This window comes from Pseudomonas atacamensis, from assembly GCF_017167965.1.
GTDB classification, from domain to species: Bacteria; Pseudomonadota; Gammaproteobacteria; order Pseudomonadales; family Pseudomonadaceae; genus Aquipseudomonas; species Aquipseudomonas atacamensis.
In genome coordinates this window covers 2,629,248-2,652,396 of sequence record NZ_CP070503.1, presented here as the reverse complement: position 1 = coordinate 2,652,396, position 23,149 = coordinate 2,629,248, and the positions used below count along the sequence as shown (strand labels likewise).

The 23,149-nt window shown below is 58.8% G+C and carries 26 protein-coding genes; 10 read left to right on the top strand and 16 right to left on the bottom strand.

Annotated elements, in window-relative coordinates; genetic code table 11:
- Positions 1–166: 166 nt before the first annotated feature.
- Positions 167–1,561: a hypothetical protein gene (locus JWU58_RS12215; RefSeq protein WP_206422047.1), complete on the bottom strand. Its 1,395-nt coding sequence runs from the start codon at positions 1,559–1,561 to the stop codon at positions 167–169.
- Positions 1,562–1,853: 292 nt separating this feature from the next.
- Here JWU58_RS12215 and JWU58_RS12210 point away from each other — a divergent pair, with 292 nt between their 5' ends.
- From JWU58_RS12210 to JWU58_RS12180, 7 genes are all read left to right on the top strand, one after another.
- Positions 1,854–2,207, top strand: a complete 354-nt coding sequence (locus JWU58_RS12210) for a hypothetical protein (RefSeq protein WP_206422046.1) — start codon at positions 1,854–1,856, stop codon at positions 2,205–2,207.
- Positions 2,208–2,438: 231 nt separating this feature from the next.
- Positions 2,439–3,398 (top strand): AAA family ATPase, encoded by a 960-nt coding sequence (locus JWU58_RS12205; protein WP_007913915.1) that lies wholly within the window; start codon positions 2,439–2,441, stop codon positions 3,396–3,398.
- 5 nt (positions 3,399–3,403) lie between these two features.
- A complete protein-coding gene (locus tag JWU58_RS12200; RefSeq protein WP_206422045.1) occupies positions 3,404–4,348 on the top strand; it encodes a DUF58 domain-containing protein in 945 nt (314 codons plus the stop codon).
- Entirely contained in the window at positions 4,345–4,842 is a 498-nt protein-coding gene (locus JWU58_RS12195; RefSeq protein WP_024013173.1) for a DUF4381 domain-containing protein, read from the top strand. The genes JWU58_RS12200 and JWU58_RS12195 overlap by 4 nt, the downstream gene beginning before the upstream one ends.
- Entirely contained in the window at positions 4,835–5,914 is a 1,080-nt protein-coding gene (locus JWU58_RS12190; RefSeq protein ID WP_206422044.1) for a vWA domain-containing protein, read from the top strand. The genes JWU58_RS12195 and JWU58_RS12190 overlap by 8 nt, the downstream gene beginning before the upstream one ends.
- A complete protein-coding gene (locus JWU58_RS12185; RefSeq protein WP_206422043.1) occupies positions 5,911–7,647 on the top strand; it encodes a vWA domain-containing protein in 1,737 nt (578 codons plus the stop codon). The genes JWU58_RS12190 and JWU58_RS12185 overlap by 4 nt, the downstream gene beginning before the upstream one ends.
- Complete coding sequence (locus tag JWU58_RS12180) at positions 7,644–9,275, top strand: BatD family protein (protein ID WP_206422042.1); 1,632 nt, start codon at positions 7,644–7,646, stop codon at positions 9,273–9,275. The genes JWU58_RS12185 and JWU58_RS12180 overlap by 4 nt, the downstream gene beginning before the upstream one ends.
- A 109-nt stretch (positions 9,276–9,384) precedes the next feature.
- Here JWU58_RS12180 and JWU58_RS12175 read toward each other — a convergent pair whose 3' ends face one another.
- The 10 genes from JWU58_RS12175 to JWU58_RS12130 all read right to left on the bottom strand — a co-directional run bounded on the left by JWU58_RS12175 (position 9,385) and on the right by JWU58_RS12130 (position 14,374).
- Complete coding sequence (locus JWU58_RS12175) at positions 9,385–9,798, bottom strand: hypothetical protein (RefSeq protein ID WP_122506745.1); 414 nt, start codon at positions 9,796–9,798, stop codon at positions 9,385–9,387.
- A 76-nt stretch (positions 9,799–9,874) separates the two neighbouring features.
- Complete coding sequence (locus tag JWU58_RS12170) at positions 9,875–10,426, bottom strand: hypothetical protein (RefSeq protein ID WP_206422041.1); 552 nt, start codon at positions 10,424–10,426, stop codon at positions 9,875–9,877.
- Between the two features lie 25 nt (positions 10,427–10,451).
- Positions 10,452–10,892 (bottom strand): hypothetical protein, encoded by a 441-nt coding sequence (locus JWU58_RS12165; protein WP_123442291.1) that lies wholly within the window; start codon positions 10,890–10,892, stop codon positions 10,452–10,454.
- 3 nt (positions 10,893–10,895) lie between these two features.
- Positions 10,896–11,201: a hypothetical protein gene (locus JWU58_RS12160; RefSeq protein ID WP_185015338.1), complete on the bottom strand. Its 306-nt coding sequence runs from the start codon at positions 11,199–11,201 to the stop codon at positions 10,896–10,898.
- Between the two features lie 249 nt (positions 11,202–11,450).
- Positions 11,451–11,759, bottom strand: coding sequence for a hypothetical protein (locus JWU58_RS12155; RefSeq protein WP_123442290.1), 309 nt, complete (start codon positions 11,757–11,759; stop codon positions 11,451–11,453).
- Between the two features lie 241 nt (positions 11,760–12,000).
- The gene (locus tag JWU58_RS12150) at positions 12,001–12,342 is read right to left on the bottom strand and encodes a hypothetical protein (RefSeq protein WP_206422040.1); all 342 of its coding nucleotides are present in this window, start codon (positions 12,340–12,342) and stop codon (positions 12,001–12,003) included.
- Positions 12,343–12,469: 127 nt separating this feature from the next.
- On the bottom strand, positions 12,470–12,769 hold the full coding sequence (gene cdiI / locus JWU58_RS12145; RefSeq protein ID WP_206422039.1) for a ribonuclease toxin immunity protein CdiI: 300 nt from the start codon (positions 12,767–12,769) through the stop codon (positions 12,470–12,472).
- A 23-nt stretch (positions 12,770–12,792) separates the two neighbouring features.
- Entirely contained in the window at positions 12,793–13,029 is a 237-nt protein-coding gene (locus JWU58_RS12140) for a hypothetical protein (protein WP_223630941.1), read from the bottom strand.
- A gap of 12 nt (positions 13,030–13,041) precedes the next feature.
- Entirely contained in the window at positions 13,042–13,470 is a 429-nt protein-coding gene (locus JWU58_RS12135) for a hypothetical protein (RefSeq protein WP_206422038.1), read from the bottom strand.
- A gap of 427 nt (positions 13,471–13,897) precedes the next feature.
- On the bottom strand, positions 13,898–14,374 hold the full coding sequence (locus JWU58_RS12130) for a hypothetical protein (RefSeq protein ID WP_206422037.1): 477 nt from the start codon (positions 14,372–14,374) through the stop codon (positions 13,898–13,900).
- 268 nt (positions 14,375–14,642) lie between these two features.
- On the opposite strand from JWU58_RS12130, the gene JWU58_RS12125 reads away from it, so the two are divergent.
- From JWU58_RS12125 to JWU58_RS12115, 3 genes are read left to right on the top strand one after another with little or no spacing between them, the layout of a single operon-like run.
- Positions 14,643–15,887: an exonuclease SbcCD subunit D C-terminal domain-containing protein gene (locus JWU58_RS12125; RefSeq protein WP_206422036.1), complete on the top strand. Its 1,245-nt coding sequence runs from the start codon at positions 14,643–14,645 to the stop codon at positions 15,885–15,887.
- Positions 15,884–19,525 carry an AAA family ATPase gene (locus tag JWU58_RS12120; protein WP_206422035.1) on the top strand — a complete coding sequence of 1,214 codons (3,642 nt, stop codon included), beginning with the start codon at positions 15,884–15,886 and terminating at the stop codon, positions 19,523–19,525. Before JWU58_RS12125 ends, JWU58_RS12120 begins: the two co-directional genes overlap by 4 nt.
- Entirely contained in the window at positions 19,522–20,118 is a 597-nt protein-coding gene (locus tag JWU58_RS12115; RefSeq protein ID WP_206422034.1) for a glutathione S-transferase, read from the top strand. Before JWU58_RS12120 ends, JWU58_RS12115 begins: the two co-directional genes overlap by 4 nt.
- Before the next feature lie 124 nt (positions 20,119–20,242).
- Here the strand turns inward: JWU58_RS12115 and JWU58_RS12110 are convergent, their stop codons facing one another.
- From JWU58_RS12110 to JWU58_RS12090, 5 genes are all read right to left on the bottom strand, one after another.
- A complete protein-coding gene (locus JWU58_RS12110; RefSeq protein ID WP_039763921.1) occupies positions 20,243–20,500 on the bottom strand; it encodes a hypothetical protein in 258 nt (85 codons plus the stop codon).
- Positions 20,497–20,709: a hypothetical protein gene (locus tag JWU58_RS12105; RefSeq protein WP_206422033.1), complete on the bottom strand. Its 213-nt coding sequence runs from the start codon at positions 20,707–20,709 to the stop codon at positions 20,497–20,499. The genes JWU58_RS12110 and JWU58_RS12105 overlap by 4 nt, the downstream gene beginning before the upstream one ends.
- A 398-nt stretch (positions 20,710–21,107) precedes the next feature.
- The gene (locus JWU58_RS12100) at positions 21,108–21,287 is read right to left on the bottom strand and encodes a hypothetical protein (protein ID WP_016775003.1); all 180 of its coding nucleotides are present in this window, start codon (positions 21,285–21,287) and stop codon (positions 21,108–21,110) included.
- A gap of 156 nt (positions 21,288–21,443) precedes the next feature.
- Positions 21,444–22,619, bottom strand: coding sequence for a lactonase family protein (locus JWU58_RS12095; RefSeq protein WP_076562527.1), 1,176 nt, complete (start codon positions 22,617–22,619; stop codon positions 21,444–21,446).
- The gene (locus JWU58_RS12090) at positions 22,606–22,917 is read right to left on the bottom strand and encodes a DUF5629 family protein (RefSeq protein WP_206422032.1); all 312 of its coding nucleotides are present in this window, start codon (positions 22,915–22,917) and stop codon (positions 22,606–22,608) included. Before JWU58_RS12090 ends, JWU58_RS12095 begins: the two co-directional genes overlap by 14 nt.
- Positions 22,918–23,149: the final 232 nt, after the last annotated feature.

Sequence of the window (23,149 nt, the reverse complement as noted above, 5' to 3'; positions counted from 1 at the left end):
ACACTAGCAGGCGTGCGCCGAAATGCAGGTTCGAAACCCCGGTTTCACGGGACTTTCGTGCCAGGTCGGTCGCCGAGGACGTTACATATCCGGAAACGAAAACGCCCAAGGCCCTGTTATCGACCCTGAGCGTGGCATCCGGTTCAGCGCCAGCGGTTGACGCGGATCAGTCCGGCAGTTCCTCAAAGGCTCTGAATTTGCTCACCGTGGCGCAGTCGTAGCACATCGTCTGCAGGATCTGCTTGTCCATGCTGGCGTCGATGTTGCTCGAATCGCATTCGCGGCAGAACAGGCGCAGATGGCTGAGCAAGTCGCTGTCGAACGCCACGGCGGAAAAGAATTGCGGGACCAGTTCGTCACGCCAGTACATGCCCGGCGATTTGGAAAATCCGGCGCCGCTGTCCTTGAGCACCACGTCGTAGAGCAAGCGCTGCAAGGCCGTTTGCGGTACTCGCGCATCGCGATGGGCGTTCTTGCGCCAGTTGCGCGCGAGCGCGTCCTGCGCCGTGCTCAGCATGTTGCGCGGAATGGTGTTGGAGGCGTGGCTGCGCCCTTTGGAATGGCCGGTGGCATAAAAGTGCGCGGCGTTTCGTACCGCCAAGCGGGCGAAGTAATACAACTGACTCACCGAGAAGTCCTGCAGCAACTGCCCGACCACCTCCTCGGCACGGGCCTCGGCCGTGAAGGCAAAATCCACTTCAGCGGCCAGCACACGGATGTATTGAATGGACGCTTCGCGGGCGAGACTGAAGACCAGCGAATAGATTTCGCTCTTCCAGGCGGCTTTTACGCTGCCCGACAACTCCTGATACAGGACCTGATACAGATTCTCGCGAGTACAGCGCGTTACGCCGTCGAGCGTGACGCTGGGCAGCCAGCGCACCGCGCTGTACTCGCGGATATTGCAGCCCTCGCTGCGATCGAAGGCGTTGATGTCGGAATCGGTGGAAACTGCCAGCACCCCGGCTTCGTGCAGGCCTTTGAGCAGCTCCTCACGTGCCTCGAACGTCAGGGCGAGCAGCTCTTCTCTGGATGGCGCATTCAACGGCGCAATCCATTCAACGGTCGCGCCGTAACCATCATCCAGCAAGGCGAGCAACGTCAGCTTCTGCACAAACCCCAGATTGGCGTAAGGCACTGCGGGGCATCGCGCGCCATATCGAGCTTCCAATTCCAGGCGATCACGCGTGGCCCGGGCGGCAAGCTGCTGCTGGCGCACCTTGAAACATTCTGTGCAGCTGCAAGTCATGTGGCGGGTATTGGTGCCGGGAAGGCTTTGCTGGTGCTCACAGCGTACGCATTTGAAGGTACTGCGCAGCGAAAGCGGAGTGCCTCTGGCGTGTCGGCGCACCCACATCGGCAGTTTGCAGTAAGGACAGCTGAGGTCCGCACTGATAACCGGGGGCAGAACCTTGAGCAGACTGCGCACCGTTGCAGGGATCTGAAATTCCGCCATCAGCGCGGCAGTTTTCTCGCCTTCGAGATAGCGCTTGTAGATTTCCTCGATCTGTTCATCGGACAGGTGGCGGATTTCTTCGGCGCGGTCGAAATATTGGGTCATGGCAAAGTTCCCTTTTTGGGGTTGTCGTAACGCACTCCATTGCGCAAGAGCGGCGAAACTAACGGTAAAAAGGCGGCGATCACAAGCGAAAAATCGCAATTTCGGGTGGATTTTGCACATCCGGTAATTGCCTTACGCTGGCGTCGGATTTTCCCTTCTCGCTACTCGGAAATGGGCGACGGAAATATCCTGCTTTGCCACTTTTTGCCGATGCAGGCAGCGCAAACCGGTTGAGACTGGCAAAATCGCGCCTTCGAACAGATTCATCGCCGCCACTGCCCAGGATTCCCCCATGCAAATGTCCACCGCCCTACTGATCGTCAACCCGTGCGACGACGAAGAAGACAACATGGCCATGCTCTGCTGCCACAGCGACAAGGGCGAGATGTTCCTGATGAGCCGTTACCCGGATGAGGATGAGCTGGAGATCACCCTGGATGGCGAGCCTTCGACGCTTGACGGGGTGAAGGTCACGCTGACTTCGAACCTGCTGAAGATCGAGATTGCCGCGGCGGATGCCGATGCGTTGAATGGCGATGATGTGCTGGAGATCGCGTTCAACCCGGATATGGTGGATATGGATGAAGTTGTCGAGACTTTGAAGAACATTCTCGATGGGACCGGGACCTTTATCAGCGAGGTTTGATGTTGACCGGGCTGGCCCTTTCGCGAGCAGGCTCGCTCCCACATTGGAATGCGTACATCAGACCCTGTGGGAGCGAGCCTGCTCGCGAAGAGGCCGGAACCAGCGCCCAATCTTTTGCTCTTTTGCACAAAATGCCGTTAGTCGCCGCCCCCCGCGATGGATTAAAGTAACGCCCCCAGCCCCGGCGTTATCCGAACGCCCCGGCCACCCCCTTTCCAGGAACAGTCACCGATGGAACATCGTGAAGCGCTGCTGGCGCTGCGAACCTTTCTTTCAACGCAGATTCTCGGCCAGGAAAAACTCATCGAGCGTTTGCTCATCGCCCTGCTCGCAGACGGCCATATGCTGGTCGAGGGCGCACCCGGTCTGGCCAAGACCAAAGCGATCAAAGAACTCGCCGAGGGCATCGAAGCCCAGTTCCATCGTATTCAGTTCACCCCCGACCTGCTGCCGGCCGACATCACCGGCACCGAAATCTACCGTCCGGAAACCGGCAGTTTCGTCTTCCAGCAAGGGCCGATCTTCCACAACCTGGTGCTGGCCGACGAAATCAACCGCGCGCCGGCCAAGGTGCAATCGGCCTTGCTCGAAGCGATGGCCGAGCGTCAGGTCAGCGTCGGGCGCAGCACCTATGAGCTGTCGCCGCTGTTTCTGGTGATGGCCACGCAGAACCCGATCGAACAGGAAGGCACCTATCCGCTGCCGGAAGCCCAGCTCGACCGTTTCCTCATGCACGTCAAGATCGGCTTCCCCGACGCCGCTGTTGAACGGCGCATCCTCCAGCAGGCCCGTGGCGAGGCGTTGAACGGTGAGACCAAGCCCGAGCGCCGGGTCAGCCAGCAGGCGATCTTCGCCGCGCGCAAGGAAATCCTTGGTTTGTACATGGCCGACGCCGTGGAGGAATACCTGGTGCAACTGGTCATGGCCACGCGCAACCCGGCCAAGTTCGACCCGGAAATGGCCGAGTGGATCGCTTACGGCGCCAGTCCGCGCGGTTCGATTGCCCTCGATCGCTGCGCCCGCGCCCACGCCTGGCTGGCCGGTCGCGATTTCGTCAGCCCGGAAGACATTCAGGCCGTGCTGTTCGACGTGTTGCGCCACCGCATCATTCTGTCGTTCGAAGCCGAAGCCGCTGGCATCGATCAGGATCGCGTGGTGCAGCGGATTCTCGACGTCGTCGCCGTCGCTTGACCCCCATGAACGCCGCCCTGCCCTCCGAACCCGGTATCCGCATCAGCCTCGCCGAGCTGATCGAAATGCGTCACCGCGTGCGTGAGGTACAGCTGTTTTCCACGCCGAGTCAGCGCAGCCCGCTGATCGGCCTGCATCACTCGAAATTCCGTGGCCGTGGCGTCGACTTCGACCAAGTGCGGGTGTATCAGGCCGGTGACGACGTGCGCACCATCGACTGGCGCGTCACTGCGCGCACGCAGGAACCGCACACCAAGCTGTTCCACGAAGAGCGCGAGCGACCGATTTTCATCATGGTCGAGCAAAGCGCCCGGCTGTTTTTCGGCTCGGGGCTGATGTTCAAATCGGTACTGGCGGCGCAGGTCGCGGCGCTGATCGGCTGGGCTGCACTGGGGCACAACGACCGCGTCGGCGGGCTGGTGTTCGGTGATAACGAGCACTACGAAATCAAGCCTCGCCGCAGCAAGCAGAGCCTGCTGCAATTGCTCAACCGCCTGGTCAAGGTCAATCAGTCTCTGCACAGCGAGCGCGAGCCGGATCGCGATGCCTTCGGCGTGGCCCTGCGCCGCGCGCGGGAAGTGCTGCGCCCGGGCAGTCTGGCCATCGTCATTTGCGATGAACGCGCGTTGTCCGACAGCGCCGAGCAGCAGTTGAGTTTGCTGGCGCGGCATTGTGATCTGCTGATGTTGCCGCTGTCCGATCCGCTCGATCACGCTTTGCCCGCTGCCGGCCTGCTGCGCTTCGCCGAGCGTGGCGCGCAACTGGAAATCGACACGCTGAATTTCGACCTGCGCCAGACCTACCGCGCCCAGGCCGAAGCGCGGATCGCCCGTTGGGAATTGCTCGCACAAAAGCTGCGGGTGTTGCTGATGCCGTTGAGCACGCAGAGCGAAATGGTCGAGCAGATGCGCGAGTTCCTCAACCCGCAGCGTCCGGGGAAAGGTCGATGAACGGCCTCGACCAACTGCAGCCGCTGATCTCGCCGCCGCCGATCGCCTTCTGGCCGCCGGCGCCGGGCTGGTGGCTGCTGCTTCTGCTGTTGCCGCTGCTGGGCTTTGCCGCGTGGAAGCTGCGCCGCTTCATTCCGATGAAGAAACGCCCGGTGGTACGCGCCGAGCAACCGCTGGACCCGGTGCGCATCGCCGCGCTCGCCGAACTGGCGCAAATGCCCAAGCCTTACGACGGCGCTCCGGCCGGTGCCTGGCTGCAACAACTCAACGGCCTGCTCAAACGCCTGTGCCGCAACCACTATCCGTACAGCCAGAGCCACACCCTCAACGGCCGCAAATGGCTGGCCTTCCTCGATAACCGCTGCCCGGCTGCCGGCCTGACGCGCTGGATGGTGCTGGTCGAAGGCGCGTACAAGCCGGAATGCAAACTCGACGACAAAGCCATCGCCGGCCTGACCCAAGCGGTCGACACGTGGATTCGCAAACATGTTTGAGTTCGCCTGGCCGTGGATCTTCGCGCTGTTGCCGCTGCCGTGGTTGATGCGTCTTGTCCTGCCGGTGGCCGACAGCGGCGAGCCGGCGTTGAAAGTCAGTTTCCTTGCCGACCTCGAAGGCCTCGCCCGCCGCCGCGCCCGCGCCAACTTGCCGGCCTGGCGGCAGCAGGCGCCGTTTATCTTGCTGTGGCTGATTCTGCTGACCGCCGCCGCCCGCCCGCAATGGCTTGGCGAACCACTGCCGATCGCCGCCAGTGGCCGTGATCTGCTGGTGGCAGTGGACGTGTCCGGTTCGATGGATTTTCCCGACATGCAATGGCAGGACGAAGAAGTCAGCCGCCTGTCGCTGGTGCAGCACTTGCTCGGCGATTTCCTCGAAAGCCGCGACGGCGACCGCGTCGGTCTGATCCTGTTTGGCAGCCAGGCCTACCTGCAAGCGCCGCTGACCTTTGACCGGCGCACCGTGCGCGTCTGGCTCGACGAGGCGCGGATCGGCATCGCCGGCAAGAACACCGCGATCGGCGATGCCATCGGCCTGGCCCTGAAACGCCTGCGTCTGCGCCCGGCGCAAAGTCGCGTGCTGATTCTGGTCACCGACGGCGCCAACAATGGCGGCGAAATCAATCCGCTGACCGCCGCAAAACTGGCGGCCAGTGAAGGCGTCAGAATCTACCCGATCGGCATCGGCGCCAATCCCGAGGACAGCGGCTCGACCGGCCTGCTCGGGGTCAATCCGAGCCTCGATCTGGATGAACCGGCACTCAAGGCCATCGCCGAAATCACCGGCGGCCAGTACTTCCGCGCCCATGACGGCCTGGAGCTGCAAGCGATCAAGGACACCCTCGACCAGCTTGAACCGGTGACCCAGCAACCGACTCAGGCACGCCCGGCGCAAGCCTTGTATCACTGGCCGCTGGCGTTGGCGCTGTGGTTGAGCCTGTTGCTGGTCGTTCGCGAACTGTGGCCGGACAATCCGCTGCAACGCCTGTTTACCAAGCAACTGTATTTGCAAAGTCCGCTGCCGGACTGGCGTGAGCGCTTGCAGCGTTTGCGCCTGCGGAGGCGCCGATGATCGCGCTCTGGCCGCACTGGTTCCGACCTTGGTGGCTGCTGCTGTTGCCGCTGCTCGGCTGGCTGCTCTGGCAACTCTGGCACCGACAGAAACGTGCCGGTCGCTGGCAGATGATTCTGCCGCCGGCATTCCACGCTGCGCTGCTCAGTGGCGGCAGCGGTCGGCAGAGCAAACTGCCGTGGATCGCCCTTGGCGTGGCCTGGTTGCTGACGATTCTGGCCTTGCTCGGGCCGAGCTGGGAGCGCGTCGAACAGACCAGCCAGAAACCCGCCGATCCGCTGGTAGTCGTGCTCGAACTGACCCCGGAGATGCTCGCCACCGACTCGCCACCGACGCGTCTCGAACAGGCGCGGCGCAAGCTGTTCGACCTGTTGCAGGCGCGCAGCGATGCGCAGACCGCCATTGTCGTTTATGCCGGCAGCGCGCACACGCTGGTGCCGCTGTCGGATGATCTGGCCACCAGTCGCAATCTGCTCGACGCGCTGAAGCCGTCGCTGATGCCGGAAGCCGGCCACCGCGCCGAGCTGGCCGTGGACAAGGCGCTGGCGTTGCTCAAGCAAGGTGCGCTGGGACAGGGACGGATTCTGCTGATCGGTTCGTCGCTCAACGAAGAAGAACGGCGCGGTATCCGCCGCGCGCTGAATGGCGAGTCGACGCAACTGCTGATGCTCGGCATCGGCACCGCTGAAGGTGCGCCGATTGCCCAGGAGGACGGCAGTTTCCTCAAGGACGAGCAAGGCGCGATCCGCGTACCGCAACTCGACAGCCCCGGTCTGGCGACTTTCCTCAACAGCGTCGGCGGCGAGTATCACCCGGCGCGACTCGACGAGGCTGATCTTGGCGCTCTTGGCCTGCTCAACGGCCCGCGCAGCCTGCGCGACGACGGCCAGACCGTGCGCCTCGATACGTGGGCCGATCAGGGCTATTGGCTGCTGTTGCCGCTGTTGTTGCTGGCTGCGTGTGCCGGGCGCCGTGGCTGGCTGTTCTGCCTGCCGCTGCTGTGGTGCCTGCCGCAACCGAGCTACGCTTTCGATTTCGAAGACTTGTGGCTGCGCCCCGACCAGCAAGGTTTGCATCTGCTCAAGCAGAAGCGCCCGGCCGAAGCCGCGCAGCATTTTGACGATCATCAGTGGCAAGGGGTGGCGTTGTACGAGGCCGGCGACTACAGTGGCGCCGCTCAGCGTTTTGCCGAGGGCAGCGATGCCCGCGCCCACTACAATCGTGGCAACGCTCTGGCGAAAAGTGGCGAGCTGGAAGCGGCGATTGATGCCTACGAACAGGCGCTCGAGCTGCAACCGGATCTGCGTCCGGCGCAGACCAACAAGGCGCTGGTGGAAAACCTGCTGAAGCAGAAAAACGCCCCGCCGCCGCCCGAACCGGACAACCAGCCAAACGAACAAAGTCTGCCCGGCGATGAGCCCTCGCCCACCACCGCGCCCCCTCCGGCGGTGAGCAGTGAAACCCAGAGCGAGGCGCAACCGGCCGAGTCGGCCAGCGAACCGCCGCCGACCGCCCCGCCGCTGCCAGGCCCCAATGAAATCCCCGGCAGCAACGAGGAAGAGGAAACCGACACGGTGCCGACCCTGCGCCCGAGCGAGAACAACCTCGAAGGCGAGCAGCGTCAGGCGCTCGAGCAATGGCTGGGCAAGATCCCGGACGACCCGGGCGAACTGCTCAGGCGCAAATTCTGGTACGAACAGCAACAACATCAGGATCAGGAAAACAATCGATGACCCGCTTCACCGCTCTCTTGCTGCCCCTGCTGATCTGCACGGCCACCGCTCAGGCGGCCGAGCTGACCGCCAGCGTGGATCGCAGTCGCCTGAACTCCGGCGAGACGGTCGAGCTCACCCTCGAAACTGACGACGTCACCCAGTTCGGCAAGCCCGATCTGTCGGCGCTGGAAGCGCTGTTCGAAGTGCGCGGCACGCGCCAGGTCAACCAGCTCAACACCCTCAACGGCGACAATCGCGCGACCACACGCTGGATCATCACCCTGCTGCCGAAAGAAAACGGCAGCGTAGTGATTCCGCCGCTGCAACTGGGCGAAGCGCAGAGCCAGCCGATCACCGTGCAGGTGATCGCCAGCAACAACCGCGAAGACAACAACAGCCTTGATCCGGTGTTCATCGAAGCCAGCCTCGACCAGACCAGCGTCTACGTGCAGGCCCAGGCCATCCTGACCCTACGCATCTATCATTCAGTCTCGCTGTACGACGACAGCAGCCTGAGCCCGCTGCAAATCGCCGATGCGCGCATCGAACAACTTGGCGACACGCGCACCTACGAGAAAGACATCAACGGTCTGCGCCACGGCGTGATCGAGATGCGCTACGCGATCTATCCGCAACACAGCGGCCTGCTGACGATCGCCCCGCAGACCTTCAGCGCCACGCTGGTCGATACCGCGCCATCGGCAGACGCCTCGGGGCCCAAGCCCGGCAAATTGATGCGCGTCAGCTCGGCGTCGATTCCGCTGACGGTCAAACCGAAACCGCTGACCTACCCGGTCGATGCACCATGGCTGCCGGCGCGCAGCCTCAACCTCAGCGAAAGCTGGAGCCCGGAACCGGATCACACCCAGGTCGGCGATTCCCTGACCCGCAGCCTGACCCTGAAAGTCGAAGGCCTCGCCAGCTCGCAACTCCCAGCCCTGCCCGCCACCGACGTCAACGGCCTGCGCCGCTACCCCGACCAACCGGTGCTGAGCAACCAGAGCAGCGACCGCGGGATCATCGGCAGCCGCGAAGAACGCGAAGCCCTGGTGCCAAGCCGCAGCGGCGCGATCGACCTGCCGACCGTCGACGTGGTCTGGTGGAACACCTTCGAAGACCACCTCGAACACAGCAGCCTGCCCGCGCGCACCCTGCAAGTGGCGAACAACCCCAGCCTGCAAATCGACACCCCGGCCGGCACCCTGCAACCGAGTACGCCCGACAACGACACCCTGTGGTGGTGGAAACTCAGCACCCTGATCCTCGCCTGCACCACCCTGCTCGGCTTCGGCCTCTGGTGGCGCGCCCGCTGGCAACCGGCAATCCACCGCGCCGCCCAGACCGGCCCGAGCCCACGCACCCTGCTCGACGACATCAAACGCGCCAGCCAGGCCAACGACCCCCACGCCACCCGCCAGGCACTGGACGCCTGGGCGCGGCAGCAGCCGGAGACACTGGCAGACATGGCCGCGCGGTTTGTACCGTTGTCGGACGCGTTGGACGGGTTGAATGGTGCGCTGTACAGCGAGACGGGGCAGCATTGGCAGGGTGAGGATTTGTGGCGGGCGATCCGAACTATTCCCGCCGCCGAGCGCGTGCAGGATCCGGTGGGTGAGAGTGGGTTGCCGCCGCTTTATCCGAAGTGAAAAGCGAAAGATCGCAGCCTTTGGTAGCGCCTACGGATTGTGAGCAGGAGCTGCCGAACGCTGCGATCTTTTGATTCTCATAAGTACTGATTCCTGAGTACCGTCGAACCTAGGGCAGTTTAACCAGCACAATTTCATCGGAGCCCTTTGGCAACTCCAGCAAATACTTCCAGCTTTCAATAATTTTCTTCCACTCTTCCAAGCTGAATTTGCTTTCCGGCTGACCGATCCAGTCATCGTTTATGTTTATATCGACCTGTACACCACTCGCATCAATATTCAGGACAACATCATTTCCGCCTTCACAGACTGATAGCTGAGTGCCGTTCATTACTGACGTTAAGGACTCAAGCAGGCGATCACAATCCCCGGAGTATTGGGCAATAGCGCCAAGGACAGAGCAGACATATAGCTCATACCGTTGAACTCCCTCTTGGCCTGGGCTCACTTGCGCCATGTCATGAAAAACCTCACCCAATACTGGGTGAGTGCCAGCCCTATGATAAAAAAATTGCAATTCCATAAATGCATTCTCAGCGAGTAATTCGGGAAAGCTACGCAGTCCCAGAAGATCTATGAGCCTGGTTTTCTGGTGCGTCTTACACGGACAACTCTACGTAGACAGCCTCAACGATGGCGTCGCCTTCTTCGAAATCAGGCACATAAAACCTTAAACCCACGCCAGTGACACTGAAGCCTGAATTATTGAAAACCAGAACCTCTCCTCGCTTGGCCAAAAACTGTCGAACCACAAGCGCATCTTCACCGACCAGTTTCTGGTTGTCCCAAACAAGCCCACTCCATTTCAAAAACTCAACGCCAAAGACCCGGTAGCGCTCATCAAAGTAAACGTGCACGCCTAAATCATCGTAAGCGTCGGTCGGTACTGTCGAATCTTCGGCTTTGTAAAACGCCTCAAACCGACCACCAAGCGCCTTCCTTGATTCTTCTCGGGACATGCCAGCATGAATCAATCCCAGATCACCGCGACCTAAAAAACTAAATACCATTGTCATTTTCTTCTGGGATCCCCTGAACCAAGAAAGATACGCAATTCCTTCCAAGATGGTCAGGCTTGCGCATTCTGCACCTATGGAAAACTCACTGGTGACGTAAAAAGGGACAGACCACGTTTTCGGAGTACTTTCCAAACATGGTCTGTCCCATTATCCCTTTTTAGAGATTAAATACGGAGCGAACATGCTCGGCAAGTCCAGTTAAATCTTCGTAGGCCAGTGGACCGAGTGAAGGTTCATGAGTAGACAAGTAGACGGCTGCTGTCATATTTTTTTGCGAAGCACAATCACCAACTTCCCACAACCTTGACGGTGCAATCATCCAGTTGATCCCTGGGAGCCCTTCTCGTGGCCGGCCTACAAGCGACCATGACAAAGCCCCCTCATAGCCCTCCACCGCGGCCTTCAACTTGTCGATGTCAACCTTGTTAATACACTCAAACCTGAAAGCGACGAAAGGTGGCAGCGCAGAATGATCCTCCCGCTGCATTTCATTGCCGACCCTGGTTTTTGGAAACCGCTGTTGGTACTTTTGCCACTCCAAGACGCCAATTTCAGCAATAACGTTCAAGAGACGGCCTTCTTCATTTTCAACTGTCATAAATCAAAGACCTTTCAATTTATCTGAAATTCTAACACCGTCTGGATTCATCCCTTTGATGTGCTGCTCCCAATCACCTTTGGGAATAGGACTAGAAGACAATCGCGGATCGTATACATAGCGCCCATCTGTAAAAACATTATGATAATACTGGCCTACTTCAATTTTTCCATTTTCAAAGACCGTTAGCTTCCTGGGCTGGACCGGTTGAACTTCTATTATTTTTCCTTTGCCCCCGGCAGCGTCAAATAGTTTTATCGCAATTTCCAAACAGTCGGAGCTATCACACGCGACCATTTTCTTGATCAACGGGCTTTCCATCGCATCAACAACAGATTGAAGCGGTGGATGTAAAAAGAGGACAAACCACTTTTCGGAGTACTTCCCTCAAACGTGGTCTATCCTTATTTACCCACTAACCTTCATAAGTTAAAGACCTTTGACCCCTCGAGACAGACTACGTTTATTTAAACGTGGTCTGCCCCATTATTCCTCCAAACGCCTCAGACCTCGTCTGCGAGAAAGGAAATGAGATCAAGAAGTCGCCTAAAATTTCAATCAAGTTCTCCAATCGAGATCATGGTCACTTTCAAGATCGGTCTTGTAACCGAAATACAGCCCTACTTCCAGCAACCTGACGGCTGACTTTCCTGAAATCTTGAAATCAAAACGCTCAAGCAAGGACACCATCACTTCGTATGCCAAACCATATTCGCTATCATCTTCCAACCATTCTCTAATATTGGATAATGTATCTTCATAACCCAATATATCTGACGCAAAGAAGATCGCCATTTCGGGCTGAGATTCAAGCTCCTCCAAGAGCGCTGTGAGACTTTTTTCAACAAAGACATCATCCCTACTCATAATTTTGGATTCTTGGGTACATTCGTTGGATAACCTGTTACAACACGATTAAGAACCGTATCATAAACAACTTTGATATCGAGCCCATCTCTTGTGGCATTGCCCACTACGTAACCTCTGTTATCTGGAAGCAAAAAATGGGACAGATTTATTTCCTAAAATGAATCTGTCCCCTTTTAGCCTGACGCCCGCGCCCCTTATCAAAGACCCGATGTCGTCGCATTCTGCACCTATGGATAACTCAATGGTGGTAGCCCTGATAATCAAATCCTTCTGGAATATCCGGCCAGACTGGCTTGCGCAGCAGTGCATCCAAATCGTCGAAAACATCCCTGAAAAAATTGGCGAGATCCATGAAGTCCGTTCGTGAATTCAGCAACGCGGCTTTCAACATGACATCATCTGTATTTTCTTTGGCGGATGCCGCTCTGGACATATTGTAGAAAGCGTTTGCTAGCCTTTCCGCTAACTCGTCTTCCCAGTTCAGCTTGTAATCAGCTTCCCAACTGCCACCATCAAAATTGCCGGTTTTATCTTTAACCAACTGGATAATCAGTTTCTTTACTGACTCGAAATCATTCATCTTTCAACTTTCTCTTGATCGGATAACTTTTGGCTGCGCTGGACAAATGGCACATTTTTACTTATCAGACATGGCTCTCACTCAAGAGAACATCGACTTCCGTCTTATTTTCAGGATGACGCTGCAGCTATTTATCACAAGCTAGCCGAAGGTATTCCATGCAAACCTCTTCACTGACAACAATTGTGTCTGCATCGCTAGAGGGATACCCATAAGAAAACTCCACTCCTTCGAAATGACCCTCTTCAAATGAGCTATTTACATCAGGGAAGTTACAGTATGCTCCATCAACACTGAACCCCCAACGCCTCACAATATAGCCGGCCGCCTCGATGAAACGGCCATCATCATACATCCTGTCGAAATACCCTTTGACAATCCAATAAGGGTCTGACGGGCGGTATGGCTGACCGAACAACTCCTTCATAACAACCTTACTTCATTGCCGGATCATACACTGTCATTTCTTGAGTCTTCTGAACCGGAAACAATGTCCAACTCGTCCCACAGCATCGACAAGCCTATGCTTTCCATATAAGTCCCAAAATCCAGAAAAGGCGCAACGCCGATCGCCTCAATTGAAAACCAGGTAGCGTCGCACTCTGGGCACATGAATAATTCTTTGCCAGTGGCCTTGACATGGGCACAGACAATGTAATCCTGCTGACATCTTGGGCAGATGATCATCTCTGGCTCCTGTTAGAACACGACGCCGTTGAATGAATTTTCGCGGCGCAGATTGATATATAAAGTGGTGATCAAGTCGTCGTCATCGTCAACGTAAAACCCCATACCCAACTCACCGACTTCAAATCCGTCATCGTCAATGACGGGATCAATACCGTGGCGACGAAACAAAGCCAACACGTCCGTGGATGTTTCGCCTACCAGCTTGTGGCCGTTCCAGGACACCGTGCTTCTTTCGAAAAACTCTACCCCTTTAACCATATCTCGCGCGTCGTAGTAGACATGAAGGTCGAGCTGAAAATAAGCATCCGTAGTATTCAAGGAGTCAGCTGTTTTCCAGAACACTTCGAAACCGGCTCCAAGAATGTCGCGCACTTGTCCTCTGGACAACTTGCCATTCAAAGGGCCGACCGCTCCGTACTCCGCAATTGAAAAGTCCATTTGAAGCCTCTTGCTGGCGAACAATCCAGCCCCCACTCTTACCCGAAAGCGTGTGGGCGCGCTCTATCATAGTTCCTTAATATAGGAAGAAAAGTTTCCGCCACCTTGATCAATATGTAGTCGCCCGCATTTATTGCATCGATAAACAGTAGTAGCACCCGCACCTATCTGCTGATAGAACTCTTCCTCAGACAACCAACGGTCTGCCAAGGCAGCACCCAGCTCATCTATCTTTCGCTCGGCAACCATTGAAAACTCTAACTCGGAAGTACCATGAGACAAATTGATTATCTGACCGCACACACAGGAAAATTTAGGCATTGTATTGGTGGCTCAACTCAAGAAATGTAAAAAACTCGCCCACGGTCTTGAGGCGGACACATCAAAACAAAAAATCTTTCATCAGCGAGTGTTGGGAAGGGATCAATCATTGTTTCACCTGATAAAACGTAACCACCGGGCCGTAATCCTCATCCGAGTTCGACACCTCGACAGTGAATAATGTGTCCGGGAATTTCTCCTTCAACACCATTCGCCAGGCAAACCCGATCATCTCGCACAGTTGAAGAAATATTCTCGGCGATACACCATTTCCGTATTGGCCAAAAACATCATAAATCTTCACATAATTTATAAGCCGCTCAACCTCCGCCATGTCTCCAGCGGCCAGGTTCACGCAGCGCGCGAACGCTTCGTGTGAAAAATTTCGCTCGAGGAAAACGCCTCCCTCAGACACGATGAACGTCGGGAACAGCAACGTGGAAAATATCAATATCTGTTCCGGATGGCATTGGTCGTTGATATACGAATGAATATCCAGGCCTTCCTGATTCGACCACTGCTGCTTCCATGTGTCGAAGGGTTCTGTGTCGATAACCATGGGTATAGAGTTGATCACTTGCATTCCATTGGCTCCCCACTCGATCTTCTGGCGTCAGCTTTATCGAATAACGCTGAAGACTGGACGTAACGCTTGCGACTGAGATGATATCAATACGATGGCTCGATATTAGGTAGCCGCTGTATGGGCGTCAACGAGCGAATCGTCGAAATGCCCTGCGGCGTTCCGCTGGGACAAGCCCCACCGGCGCAATAATCTGTAAACTCTCCCCTCTTTCGCCGCCCAATCATTTCCTCGCGGCCATCACCTCTTTTCTGTAGCGGAGTCCACCTTGCGTCTGTTCCACACCTCCGACTGGCACCTTGGGCAAAACCTGCACGGCCAGGAGCGCGATTTCGAGCACGCGTGTTTTCTCGAATGGCTGCTGCGCCAGTTGCACTTGGCGCAGCCGGATGTGCTGCTGATCGCCGGAGACATCTTCGATACGGTCAATCCGCCGGTCAAAGCGCAGGAACGCCTCTACGATTTCATCGTCAGCGCTCACGAACAGCAGCCGCTGCTGACCATCGTGATGATTGCCGGCAACCATGATTCGGGCTCGCGGATCGAGCTGCCGGCGCCGTTGATGCGGCGTTTGCGTACTCACGCGTTGGGTCGGGTGCTGTGGCTGGATGACGGGCAGCTCGACGCCGAGCGCTTGTTGCTGCCGCTGCCGAATGCGCAGGGAGAAATCGCCGCGTGGTGTCTGGCGCTGCCGTTCTTGCGCCCGGCGGAAGTCACTGGCGCGCATCTGGGTGACAACTATCTGCGCGGCATCGGTCAGGTACATGAGTGGCTGATCGCGGCGGCGAATGCCAAGCGCCAGCCCGGGCAGGCGTTGATCGCTATCAGCCACGCGCACATGGCCGGGGGCTCGGTGTCGGAGGATTCCGAGCGCAGCCTGATCATCGGCAATGCCGAAGCGCTGCCCGCCAGCCTGTTCGGCGAAAGCATCAGTTACGTCGCCCTCGGCCATTTGCACAAGCCGCAGAAGGTCAACGGCGAGGAGCGCATCCGCTACAGCGGCTCGCCGATTCCGCTGTCGTTCTCCGAAATCGGTTATCAGCATCAGATTCTCGATGTGGTCCTGGACGGTGAAACACTGGTCAGCGTCGAGCCGAAACTGATCCCGCGCTCGGTCAATCTGCAGCGCATCGGCCCGGCACCGCTGGCCGAGATTCTGCTGCAACTGGCTGACCTGCCGAACATCGATCTGCTCGCCGAAACCCAGCGCCAGCCATGGCTCGAAGTGCGCGTGCGCCTGGATGAGCCGCAACCGGATCTGCGCCATCAAGTGGAAACCGCACTGCAAGGCAAAGCCGTACGACTGGTGCGCATCGCCGCTGAATACGCCGGCAATCGCGGCGTCGATGGCAGCGAGGACGGCAGCACGCTGATCGAACTCGACCAACTCACCCCGCAGGAACTGTTCAGCCGCGCCTGGCTCGACAATTACGGCAGCGAGGTCGACGAGCAGACGCTCAAGGACTTCGCCGAACTGCTGCAGGACGTGCAACTGGAGGGCGAGCAGCCATGAAAATTCTCGCCATTCGTTTGAAGAACCTCGCCTCGCTGGCCGGTCCGTTCGAGATCGATTTCACCGCTGAACCGCTGGCCAGCGCCGGTCTGTTCGCAATCACCGGCCCGACCGGCGCCGGCAAAAGCACGTTGCTTGATGCCTTGTGTCTGGCACTGTTCGGCGCTGTACCGCGTCTGAACAACACCGGCCGAGATGCGAAAGTCCCGGATGCTGACGGTGAAATCGCCACTGGCGACCCGCGCACCTTGCTGCGACGCGGCACCGGTGAAGGCTATGCCGAAGTGGATTTTGTCGGCGTCGATGGCCGCCGCTATCGCGCGCGCTGGGAAGCCAACCGTGCTCGCGAGAAGGCTGGCGGCAAGCTCCAGGCCAGTCGGCAGAGCCTGCGCGACATCGATCAGGATCAACTGCTCGCCAGCCAGAAAGGCGAATACAAAACTCAGCTGGAAGCCGCTCTGGGTCTCAACTTTGAACAGTTCACTCGCGCTGTGCTGCTGGCGCAGAGTGAGTTCAGCGCGTTCCTCAAGGCCGATGACAACGACCGCAGTGAACTGCTGGAAAAACTCACCGACACCGCGCTCTACACCCGCCTCGGCCGCCGCGCCTTCGACAAGACCAAAGAGGCCCGCGAAGCGCACAAGCTGTTGCAGGATCAGGCTACCGGCGTGACGCCTTTGGCGCCGGAAGCGCGCGCCGAACTCGACGAGCGTTTCAACACCGCGCAGCAACAGATGAAGGCGCAACAGGCGCAGCTCAAACAACTTGAGCAACAACACAGTTGGCTGAAGGATTTGCGTCAGTTGCAGGAAGCGCAGCAAGCGGCCAGCGAACAACTGCAAACCGCGCAACAGCAATGGCAGGCACTGGCCGGCGAGAGGGTAAAACTGACGCGTCTGGAACAGCTTGGCCCGCAGCGTCATCAGTTCGCGCGCAAGGCCGAGCTCGATGCGCTGCTGACGCCACTGGCGACGCAGATTGCCGCGCACACCCAACAACACGCGGCGCTGGGCGAACGCCAGACGGAGCTGGAACAGAACCTCGACGCAGCGAAAGTCGCCCTGAGCGCAGCGCAACAACGCCAGAGCGAAAATGCGCCGTTGCTGCGTCAGGCATTCGAAGAGCAAAGCACCCTCGCCCGCCTGATCAAGGACACCGCCAGCAGTGCCGAAGCCCGGCAAGCGGCCGAGCAAGCGTTCAAGGATGGCCAGAGCGCGATTCAGGCTTTGCAGGAAAAGCAGACTGAAGTCGCCGCGCGTTTGCAACACATCGCCGCTGAGCTTGAGCAGAGTGCCCATCTGGCGCCGTTGAGCGATGCCTGGAGCGCCTATCGCGATCGTCTGCAACAGCTGATGCTGATCGGCAACCGCTTGAACAAGGGCCAGAGCGAACTGGCTTCCCTCGCACAGAACGCCGCGCACAGTGCTGAGCAACTGGCCTCGCACAAACAGCAACTGGAAGTGCTGTTCAAAGAAGCCGGCGCAGAGCCGGACGCAGTCGCCGAACAGATCGGCCTGCTTGGCACCTTGCTGCAGGACAACCGCAAACAGCTGCGCGCGATCGAAGACCTGTCGCGCCTGTGGGCGACTCAGCAGGATCTCGACAAGCGCAGCGCCGAGTTGCAACAACGCCAGCTTGACGCGCAGCAGCAACGTGAACGTCTAACCCAGGACGGGGTGAAAACCAAGGCCGAACTGACCGTCGCCGAGCAGACCCTCAGCGTCACTCGCGAGCTGCTTGAACGTCAGCGGCTGGCGCGCAGTGCCAGTGTCGAAGAGTTGCGCGCGCAGTTGCAGGACGATCAGCCCTGCCCGGTCTGCGGCAGCAACGAGCATCCCTATCACCAGCCCGAAGCGCTGTTGCAAAGCCTTGGCCGTCACGATGAAAGCGAACAGGCCAACGCCCAGCAAGTGGTCGATCAGCTCAAGGAAAAACTGAGCGAACTGCGCGGCGAAGTCGGTGGCGTGATCGCACAACAGAAAGAATTGCTGCAGCAACAGGAACAACTCGCGGCGCAGCAACAAGCCTTGGCCCCGAGCCTCGACGCGCATCCGCTGGCCGCGCAACTGTTCAATCAGGACGCCGACAAACGCGACGCCTGGCTCAGCCGCCAGACCGAGCAGTTGAACCAGAGCATCACTCAGGACGAACAACGCCAAAGTGCGCTGCTCACCTTGCAACAGGACGCTGCGCGCTTATCGCAACAATTGCGTCAGGCTGAAGTGGCGCATCAGCAAGCGGCGCAACAGCTGAGCCATCAGCAGCATGAACTCAACAGTGATCGTCAGCGCCTTGAGGAAGAACTCAGCGCGTTCGGCCCGCTGCTGCCCGCCGACACACTTGAGGCATTGCGCCTGGAGCCGGCGGCAACGTTCATGCAGCTGGACCGGCAGATCGCCGAGCGTTTGACCCAGCTCGAACAGCAAAAGGAAGAGCTGAGCGAACAGCAGCAACGCCAGCAGACGTTGGAGAAAGAACAGGATCGTCAACAGCTGCGCACTCAGCAACTGCACAGCGCCGAGCAACAATTCATGGCGCTGACCGAGCAACAGCAAGGCTGTCAGGAAAAGCTCGCGCAGTTACTTGGCGAGCACGACAGCGCCGAGCACTGGCAGCAGCAGCTGGAACACGCGGTGGAACAGGCGCGCGTCGCCGAAACCAGCACCGCTGAGGAGCTGCAAAGTGTGCGCACGCAACTGGTGCAGATCGCCGCTGAGCTCAAGGCCCAACAGGAACGCCTGCAAGCACTGCAAGCCGAAGACCAGGCACTCGCCGGCAAGATCGCCGATTGGCGCGCCAGCCATCCGGAACTGGATGACGGCGGCCTCGAGGACTTGCTGCGCTTCGACGACGCGCAAGTCGCCGAACTGCGTCAGACCCTTCAGCACAACGAAAAAGCCATCGAACAGGCCCAGGTCCTGTTGCAGGAGCGCGATCAGCGTCTGCTCGATCACCAGGCCCGGCAGGACGGCAATCTTGACGCCGAACAGCTGGACAGCGCCCTCGCTGAGCTGCAGAACCAGTTCGCCGTCAGCGAACAGCAGTGCGCCGAGCTGCGCGCCGAACAGGTGGAGGACCAGCGCCGGCAGAACGCCAATCAGGCGCTGGCCCAGCAGATCGCCGACGCCTATGCCGAGTACCAGCGCTGGGCGCGGCTCAGTGCCTTGATCGGCTCGGCCACCGGCGACACCTTCCGCAAGATCGCCCAGGCCTACAACCTCGACCTGCTGGTGCATCACGCCAACGCGCAGCTGCGCCAACTGGTCAAACGCTATCGCCTCAAACGCGGCGGCAGCATGCTCGGCCTGCTGGTGATGGACACGGAAATGGGCGACGAACTGCGCTCGGTGCATTCGCTTTCCGGCGGCGAGACGTTCCTCGTATCACTCGCCCTTGCGCTGGGTCTGGCCTCGATGGCGTCGAGCACGCTGAAAATCGAGTCGCTGTTTATCGATGAAGGCTTTGGCAGCCTCGATCCGGAATCCTTGCAACTGGCCATGGACGCGCTCGATGGCTTGCAGGCGCAGGGACGCAAGGTGGCGGTGATTTCCCATGTGCAGGAAATGCACGAGCGGATTCCGGTGCAGATTCAGGTGCGGCGCCAGGGCAATGGTTTGAGCACGCTGGAGGTGATATGAACACGCTGTATTCCTTCCGCCGCTGCCCTTACGCCATGCGTGCGCGAATGGCGCTGCGTTATGCGGGCGTGCCGGTGGAGATTGTCGAAGTCAGTCTCAAGGATAAACCGGCGCAGATGCTGGAACTCTCGCCCAAGGGCACGGTGCCGGTGCTGAATGCCGATGGCGTGGTGATCGATGAGAGTCTGCAGATCATGCGCTGGGCGTTGGCGCAGAATGATCCGGATGATTGGTTGCTGGCCGGTGATTCGTTCGCGGCGCTGTGGATGGAGAAACTGATTGAAGGCAATGATCAGATTTTCAAATCGGCTTTGAATCGCTACAAGTACGCCGAGCGTTACCCTGAGCAGCCGATGGAAGCTTATCGGGCTGAAGGTGCGTTGTTTCTGCAGAAACTGGATGAGCTGCTCGAAGGCCGCGATTATTTGCTCGCCGATCACCCAAGCCTCGCCGACATCGCCCTGCTGCCCTTCGTCCGACAGTTCGCTCATGTTGATCGCGAGTGGTTTGCGCAGACGCCTTATCTTCGCTTGCAGGCCTGGTTGCAGCGCTTGCTCGAATCTGAGCTGTTCACCTCGGTCATGAAGAAGTAACCCTCTCTCCCTCTTGATCGTTCCCACGCTCTGCGTGGGAATGCAGCCGGGGACGCTCTGCGTCCCATTGGAACGCGGAGCGTCCCTTGAGGCATTCCCACGCAGAGCGTGGGAACGATCTTCGTCAGGCCAGGGCGTTGCACATGCCCAGCGCCATGCAATCCACTTCAAACGGCCCGAGAAAATCCACCGCGACCTTGACCGGTGGATTGCCGGCCATCAGCCCCAGCGTGTTGGCTCTTTCAATGTTGTGGGCGATGTTGTGGTTGGCCTCTATGGCCCGGGCCAAGCCGCCCACCGAGCCCTGGCCAAACCCCAGGAGTGAGGCGCCGTTGGTCATCAGCGCGAGGCTGGCGATGACCCAGAGTCTGTAGCCTTTCATGCGCCGCCGACTCCTGCGAGTTCGGCCCTGTCGACCATCGCGCTTTGCGAGCGCAGTTCGAACTGGATGCCGGGGTGGGCGACGTTGATCGGGGCGTCGAAGCTGTGTTCCATCTGTGCGCCGATGCTGACGAACAGCACCACGGCCAGGTACAGACCAATGGCCAGGTAGGCGCCGCGTTTGGCGGAAGTGAGGATTGCGCTGGCCATGGTGTTCTCCGTGGGCAAAGGTTTCGATGGCCACAGAATCAATCAAAAAAGCCGAAGCAACCACTCAGGGTTTGCAATGGTGAATATCAGCTTCGTTGATTATTTAGCGGCTCTATTTGCCGGCGAGAGAAAACCTATGAGTGCAGAACGCGCGCGCGCGTAGGAGCTGCCGAAGGCTGCGATCTTCTGATTGATCGTTCCCACGCTCCGCGTGGGAATGCCTCAAGGGACGCTCCGCGTTCCAATGGGACGCAGAGCGTCCTGGGCTGCGTTCCCACGCAGAGCGTGGGAACGATCAGGTTACGCGCGCGCGTAGAAGCTGCCGAAGGCTGCGATCTTTTGACGATGAAGATCAAGAGATCGCAGCCTTCGGCAGCTCCTACAGGAGAACGGTGCGCTCAGGCTTGGGTTTTGTGATCCAGCGCGGCGTAGAAGTTGGCGCTTTGTTGCAGGTATTTCTGGGTGTAGCTCTGGGTGTGGGATTTTTTGCTGGCGATTTCGACGTTGGCACCGGCTGGCAATACCACGGTGGCAGAAATGGCGGAAGCGGCGATGACGGAGAAGAGATTAAAGTTCATGGCGGTAACCCTCGTGTTCGTTTGCTTGGTTTGCCCGGTCGGGCTGTGAAACAAACGTAACGCTCGAGGGTTGCCTCCTTGAAATCTTTTGTAGCATTAGCCGATATCAGTGCAATTAATACAACGATGCAGGCCCCGCAGACCGGGGCCTGTGGCTTATTGTCGCACTACAAATTTCAGATCGCTTGGCGCGTCCATCGGCAGTTTTTGCACGGTTTTGCCCAGCAGACCGGTCTTGGCATCGCGTTCGACGACGACAATCTGGTTGCTCTTCTGGTTGGCAATCAAGACGAATTTACCGCTCGGATCAAGGGCAAACTCGCGCGGGTGATCACCTTCGACCGAGCGCTTTTGCAGCTCTTTGAGCTGACCGGTCGCAGGATCAATGCCGAACACTACGAGCTGATTGGCCGTGCCGCGATTGCTCACGTAGAGAAACTTGCCGTCAGCCGAAGCATGCAGCGCCGCGCCGGCTTTGTCCGAGGTCGGCTGGCCCGCTGCCAGATCGACCAGTTGCGTCTGGGTCAGTACGCCGTCCTTGTAGTCGAACACCGCGACCTGTGCACTCATCTCCATGGTCAGCCAAGCGTGTTTGCCGTCAGCGCTGAACAGCAGATGACGCGGGCCACTGCCGGCCGGCAAGGCTACCGAGGCGGTTTTTGCCGGGGTCAGCGGCAGGTGTGGGTTGGCCTTCGGGTCGTATTGATAGATGAAAACCTTGTCCGCGCCCAAATCATTGGAGAACACATAGCGCCCGTCCGGCGACGACACCGTCGAGTGCACGTGATTGGAAGCCTGGCGCTCGGGGTTGACCCGACTGGCCGGGTGTCCGCTCATTTGCACTACCGGTTTCAGCTGGCCGTCGGCATCGACCGGCAATACCGCCAGGGTGCCGCCCGGATCTTCCATCACCGAGTAGTTGCTGACGAACAGGTGTTTGGCATCTGCGCTGAGGCTGGAATGGGTCGGCTCGTTACCGAGACTCTGCACTTGATTGATCAGGCTCAGCGCATGGGTTTTCGGGTCGATGGCGAAGCTGCTGACGCGGCCGACCGGATCGGTCTGGCCCGGGCCGTTTTCGTTGACCACGAACAGGCGTTTCTGGTCTTTCGAGAGGGTCAGCCACGAAGGGTTTTCGGTCTTGACCACTTGCAGCGGCTTGGCGTCGATCTGGCCGGTGGCACTGTCGAACTGCATGCGGTAGATGCCCTGGCTGGAACCGGCGGTGTAGGAGCCGACCAGCAATTGCAAGGTTTCGGCAGAGGCGCTGGAAAGCCCCATCGCGCCGACGCTGCCGGCCATCAGCAAAGGCCAGAAATTACGCATCTTCATTATTGTCATCCTCATCGTCGCTGCTGCTGACTACGTCGCCGACGCACACCAGACGATGCTCGCCCGTGGTCTTGGTGTCGCTGGCGTAACCAACGATCAGCCAGCTCTGCAGCGTCTCAGCGAACGTCGCTTGCGCGACCTGCGCCGGGGTGAATTGCCAGTGCTTGGCTTCGCGGCCGTCGATGCATTCGATGTGCAGGTTATCGTCCTCGTCGAGGGCGAATTCGAAGGCGTGCAGGCCATCGATTTCGACCATACCGCAGTGTTCGAGGGCGTTGAGAAGGGTTTGGGCAGTCATGGCAAACAGTCTTTCTAGGGGGGAAAGGGCCAATGATAGCCCAATGTGATCCGAAGGCCCCTGCTGGAACCTCTGTGGGAGCGAGCCTGCTCGCGAAGGCGGTGAGCCAGCTGATCGTTCCCACGCTCTGCGTGGGAATGCCTCTAGGGACGCTCCGCGTTCCAATGGGACGCAGAGCGTCCCGGGCTGCATTCCCACGCGGAGCGTGGGAACGATCAATCAAAGACACAGG

What these genes read in the sequence shown, in the direction of transcription:
- JWU58_RS12215 (WP_206422047.1), bottom strand. Translation starts at nt 1,561, where the DNA reads ATGACCCAATATTTCGACCGCGCCGAAGAAATCCGCCACCTGTCCGAT.
- JWU58_RS12210 (WP_206422046.1), top strand. Translation starts at nt 1,854, where the DNA reads ATGCAAATGTCCACCGCCCTACTGATCGTCAACCCGTGCGACGACGAA.
- JWU58_RS12205 (WP_007913915.1), top strand. Translation starts at nt 2,439, where the DNA reads ATGGAACATCGTGAAGCGCTGCTGGCGCTGCGAACCTTTCTTTCAACG.
- JWU58_RS12200 (WP_206422045.1), top strand. Translation starts at nt 3,404, where the DNA reads ATGAACGCCGCCCTGCCCTCCGAACCCGGTATCCGCATCAGCCTCGCC.
- JWU58_RS12195 (WP_024013173.1), top strand. Translation starts at nt 4,345, where the DNA reads ATGAACGGCCTCGACCAACTGCAGCCGCTGATCTCGCCGCCGCCGATC.
- JWU58_RS12190 (WP_206422044.1), top strand. Translation starts at nt 4,835, where the DNA reads ATGTTTGAGTTCGCCTGGCCGTGGATCTTCGCGCTGTTGCCGCTGCCG.
- JWU58_RS12185 (WP_206422043.1), top strand. Translation starts at nt 5,911, where the DNA reads ATGATCGCGCTCTGGCCGCACTGGTTCCGACCTTGGTGGCTGCTGCTG.
- JWU58_RS12180 (WP_206422042.1), top strand. Translation starts at nt 7,644, where the DNA reads ATGACCCGCTTCACCGCTCTCTTGCTGCCCCTGCTGATCTGCACGGCC.
- JWU58_RS12175 (WP_122506745.1), bottom strand. Translation starts at nt 9,798, where the DNA reads ATGGAATTGCAATTTTTTTATCATAGGGCTGGCACTCACCCAGTATTG.
- JWU58_RS12165 (WP_123442291.1), bottom strand. Translation starts at nt 10,892, where the DNA reads ATGACAGTTGAAAATGAAGAAGGCCGTCTCTTGAACGTTATTGCTGAA.
- JWU58_RS12155 (WP_123442290.1), bottom strand. Translation starts at nt 11,759, where the DNA reads ATGAGTAGGGATGATGTCTTTGTTGAAAAAAGTCTCACAGCGCTCTTG.
- JWU58_RS12150 (WP_206422040.1), bottom strand. Translation starts at nt 12,342, where the DNA reads ATGAATGATTTCGAGTCAGTAAAGAAACTGATTATCCAGTTGGTTAAA.
- cdiI (WP_206422039.1), bottom strand. Translation starts at nt 12,769, where the DNA reads ATGAAGGAGTTGTTCGGTCAGCCATACCGCCCGTCAGACCCTTATTGG.
- JWU58_RS12140 (WP_223630941.1), bottom strand. Translation starts at nt 13,029, where the DNA reads ATGATCATCTGCCCAAGATGTCAGCAGGATTACATTGTCTGTGCCCAT.
- JWU58_RS12135 (WP_206422038.1), bottom strand. Translation starts at nt 13,470, where the DNA reads ATGGACTTTTCAATTGCGGAGTACGGAGCGGTCGGCCCTTTGAATGGC.
- JWU58_RS12130 (WP_206422037.1), bottom strand. Translation starts at nt 14,374, where the DNA reads ATGCAAGTGATCAACTCTATACCCATGGTTATCGACACAGAACCCTTC.
- JWU58_RS12120 (WP_206422035.1), top strand. Translation starts at nt 15,884, where the DNA reads ATGAAAATTCTCGCCATTCGTTTGAAGAACCTCGCCTCGCTGGCCGGT.
- JWU58_RS12115 (WP_206422034.1), top strand. Translation starts at nt 19,522, where the DNA reads ATGAACACGCTGTATTCCTTCCGCCGCTGCCCTTACGCCATGCGTGCG.
- JWU58_RS12110 (WP_039763921.1), bottom strand. Translation starts at nt 20,500, where the DNA reads ATGAAAGGCTACAGACTCTGGGTCATCGCCAGCCTCGCGCTGATGACC.
- JWU58_RS12105 (WP_206422033.1), bottom strand. Translation starts at nt 20,709, where the DNA reads ATGGCCAGCGCAATCCTCACTTCCGCCAAACGCGGCGCCTACCTGGCC.
- JWU58_RS12100 (WP_016775003.1), bottom strand. Translation starts at nt 21,287, where the DNA reads ATGAACTTTAATCTCTTCTCCGTCATCGCCGCTTCCGCCATTTCTGCC.
- JWU58_RS12095 (WP_076562527.1), bottom strand. Translation starts at nt 22,619, where the DNA reads ATGAAGATGCGTAATTTCTGGCCTTTGCTGATGGCCGGCAGCGTCGGC.
- JWU58_RS12090 (WP_206422032.1), bottom strand. Translation starts at nt 22,917, where the DNA reads ATGACTGCCCAAACCCTTCTCAACGCCCTCGAACACTGCGGTATGGTC.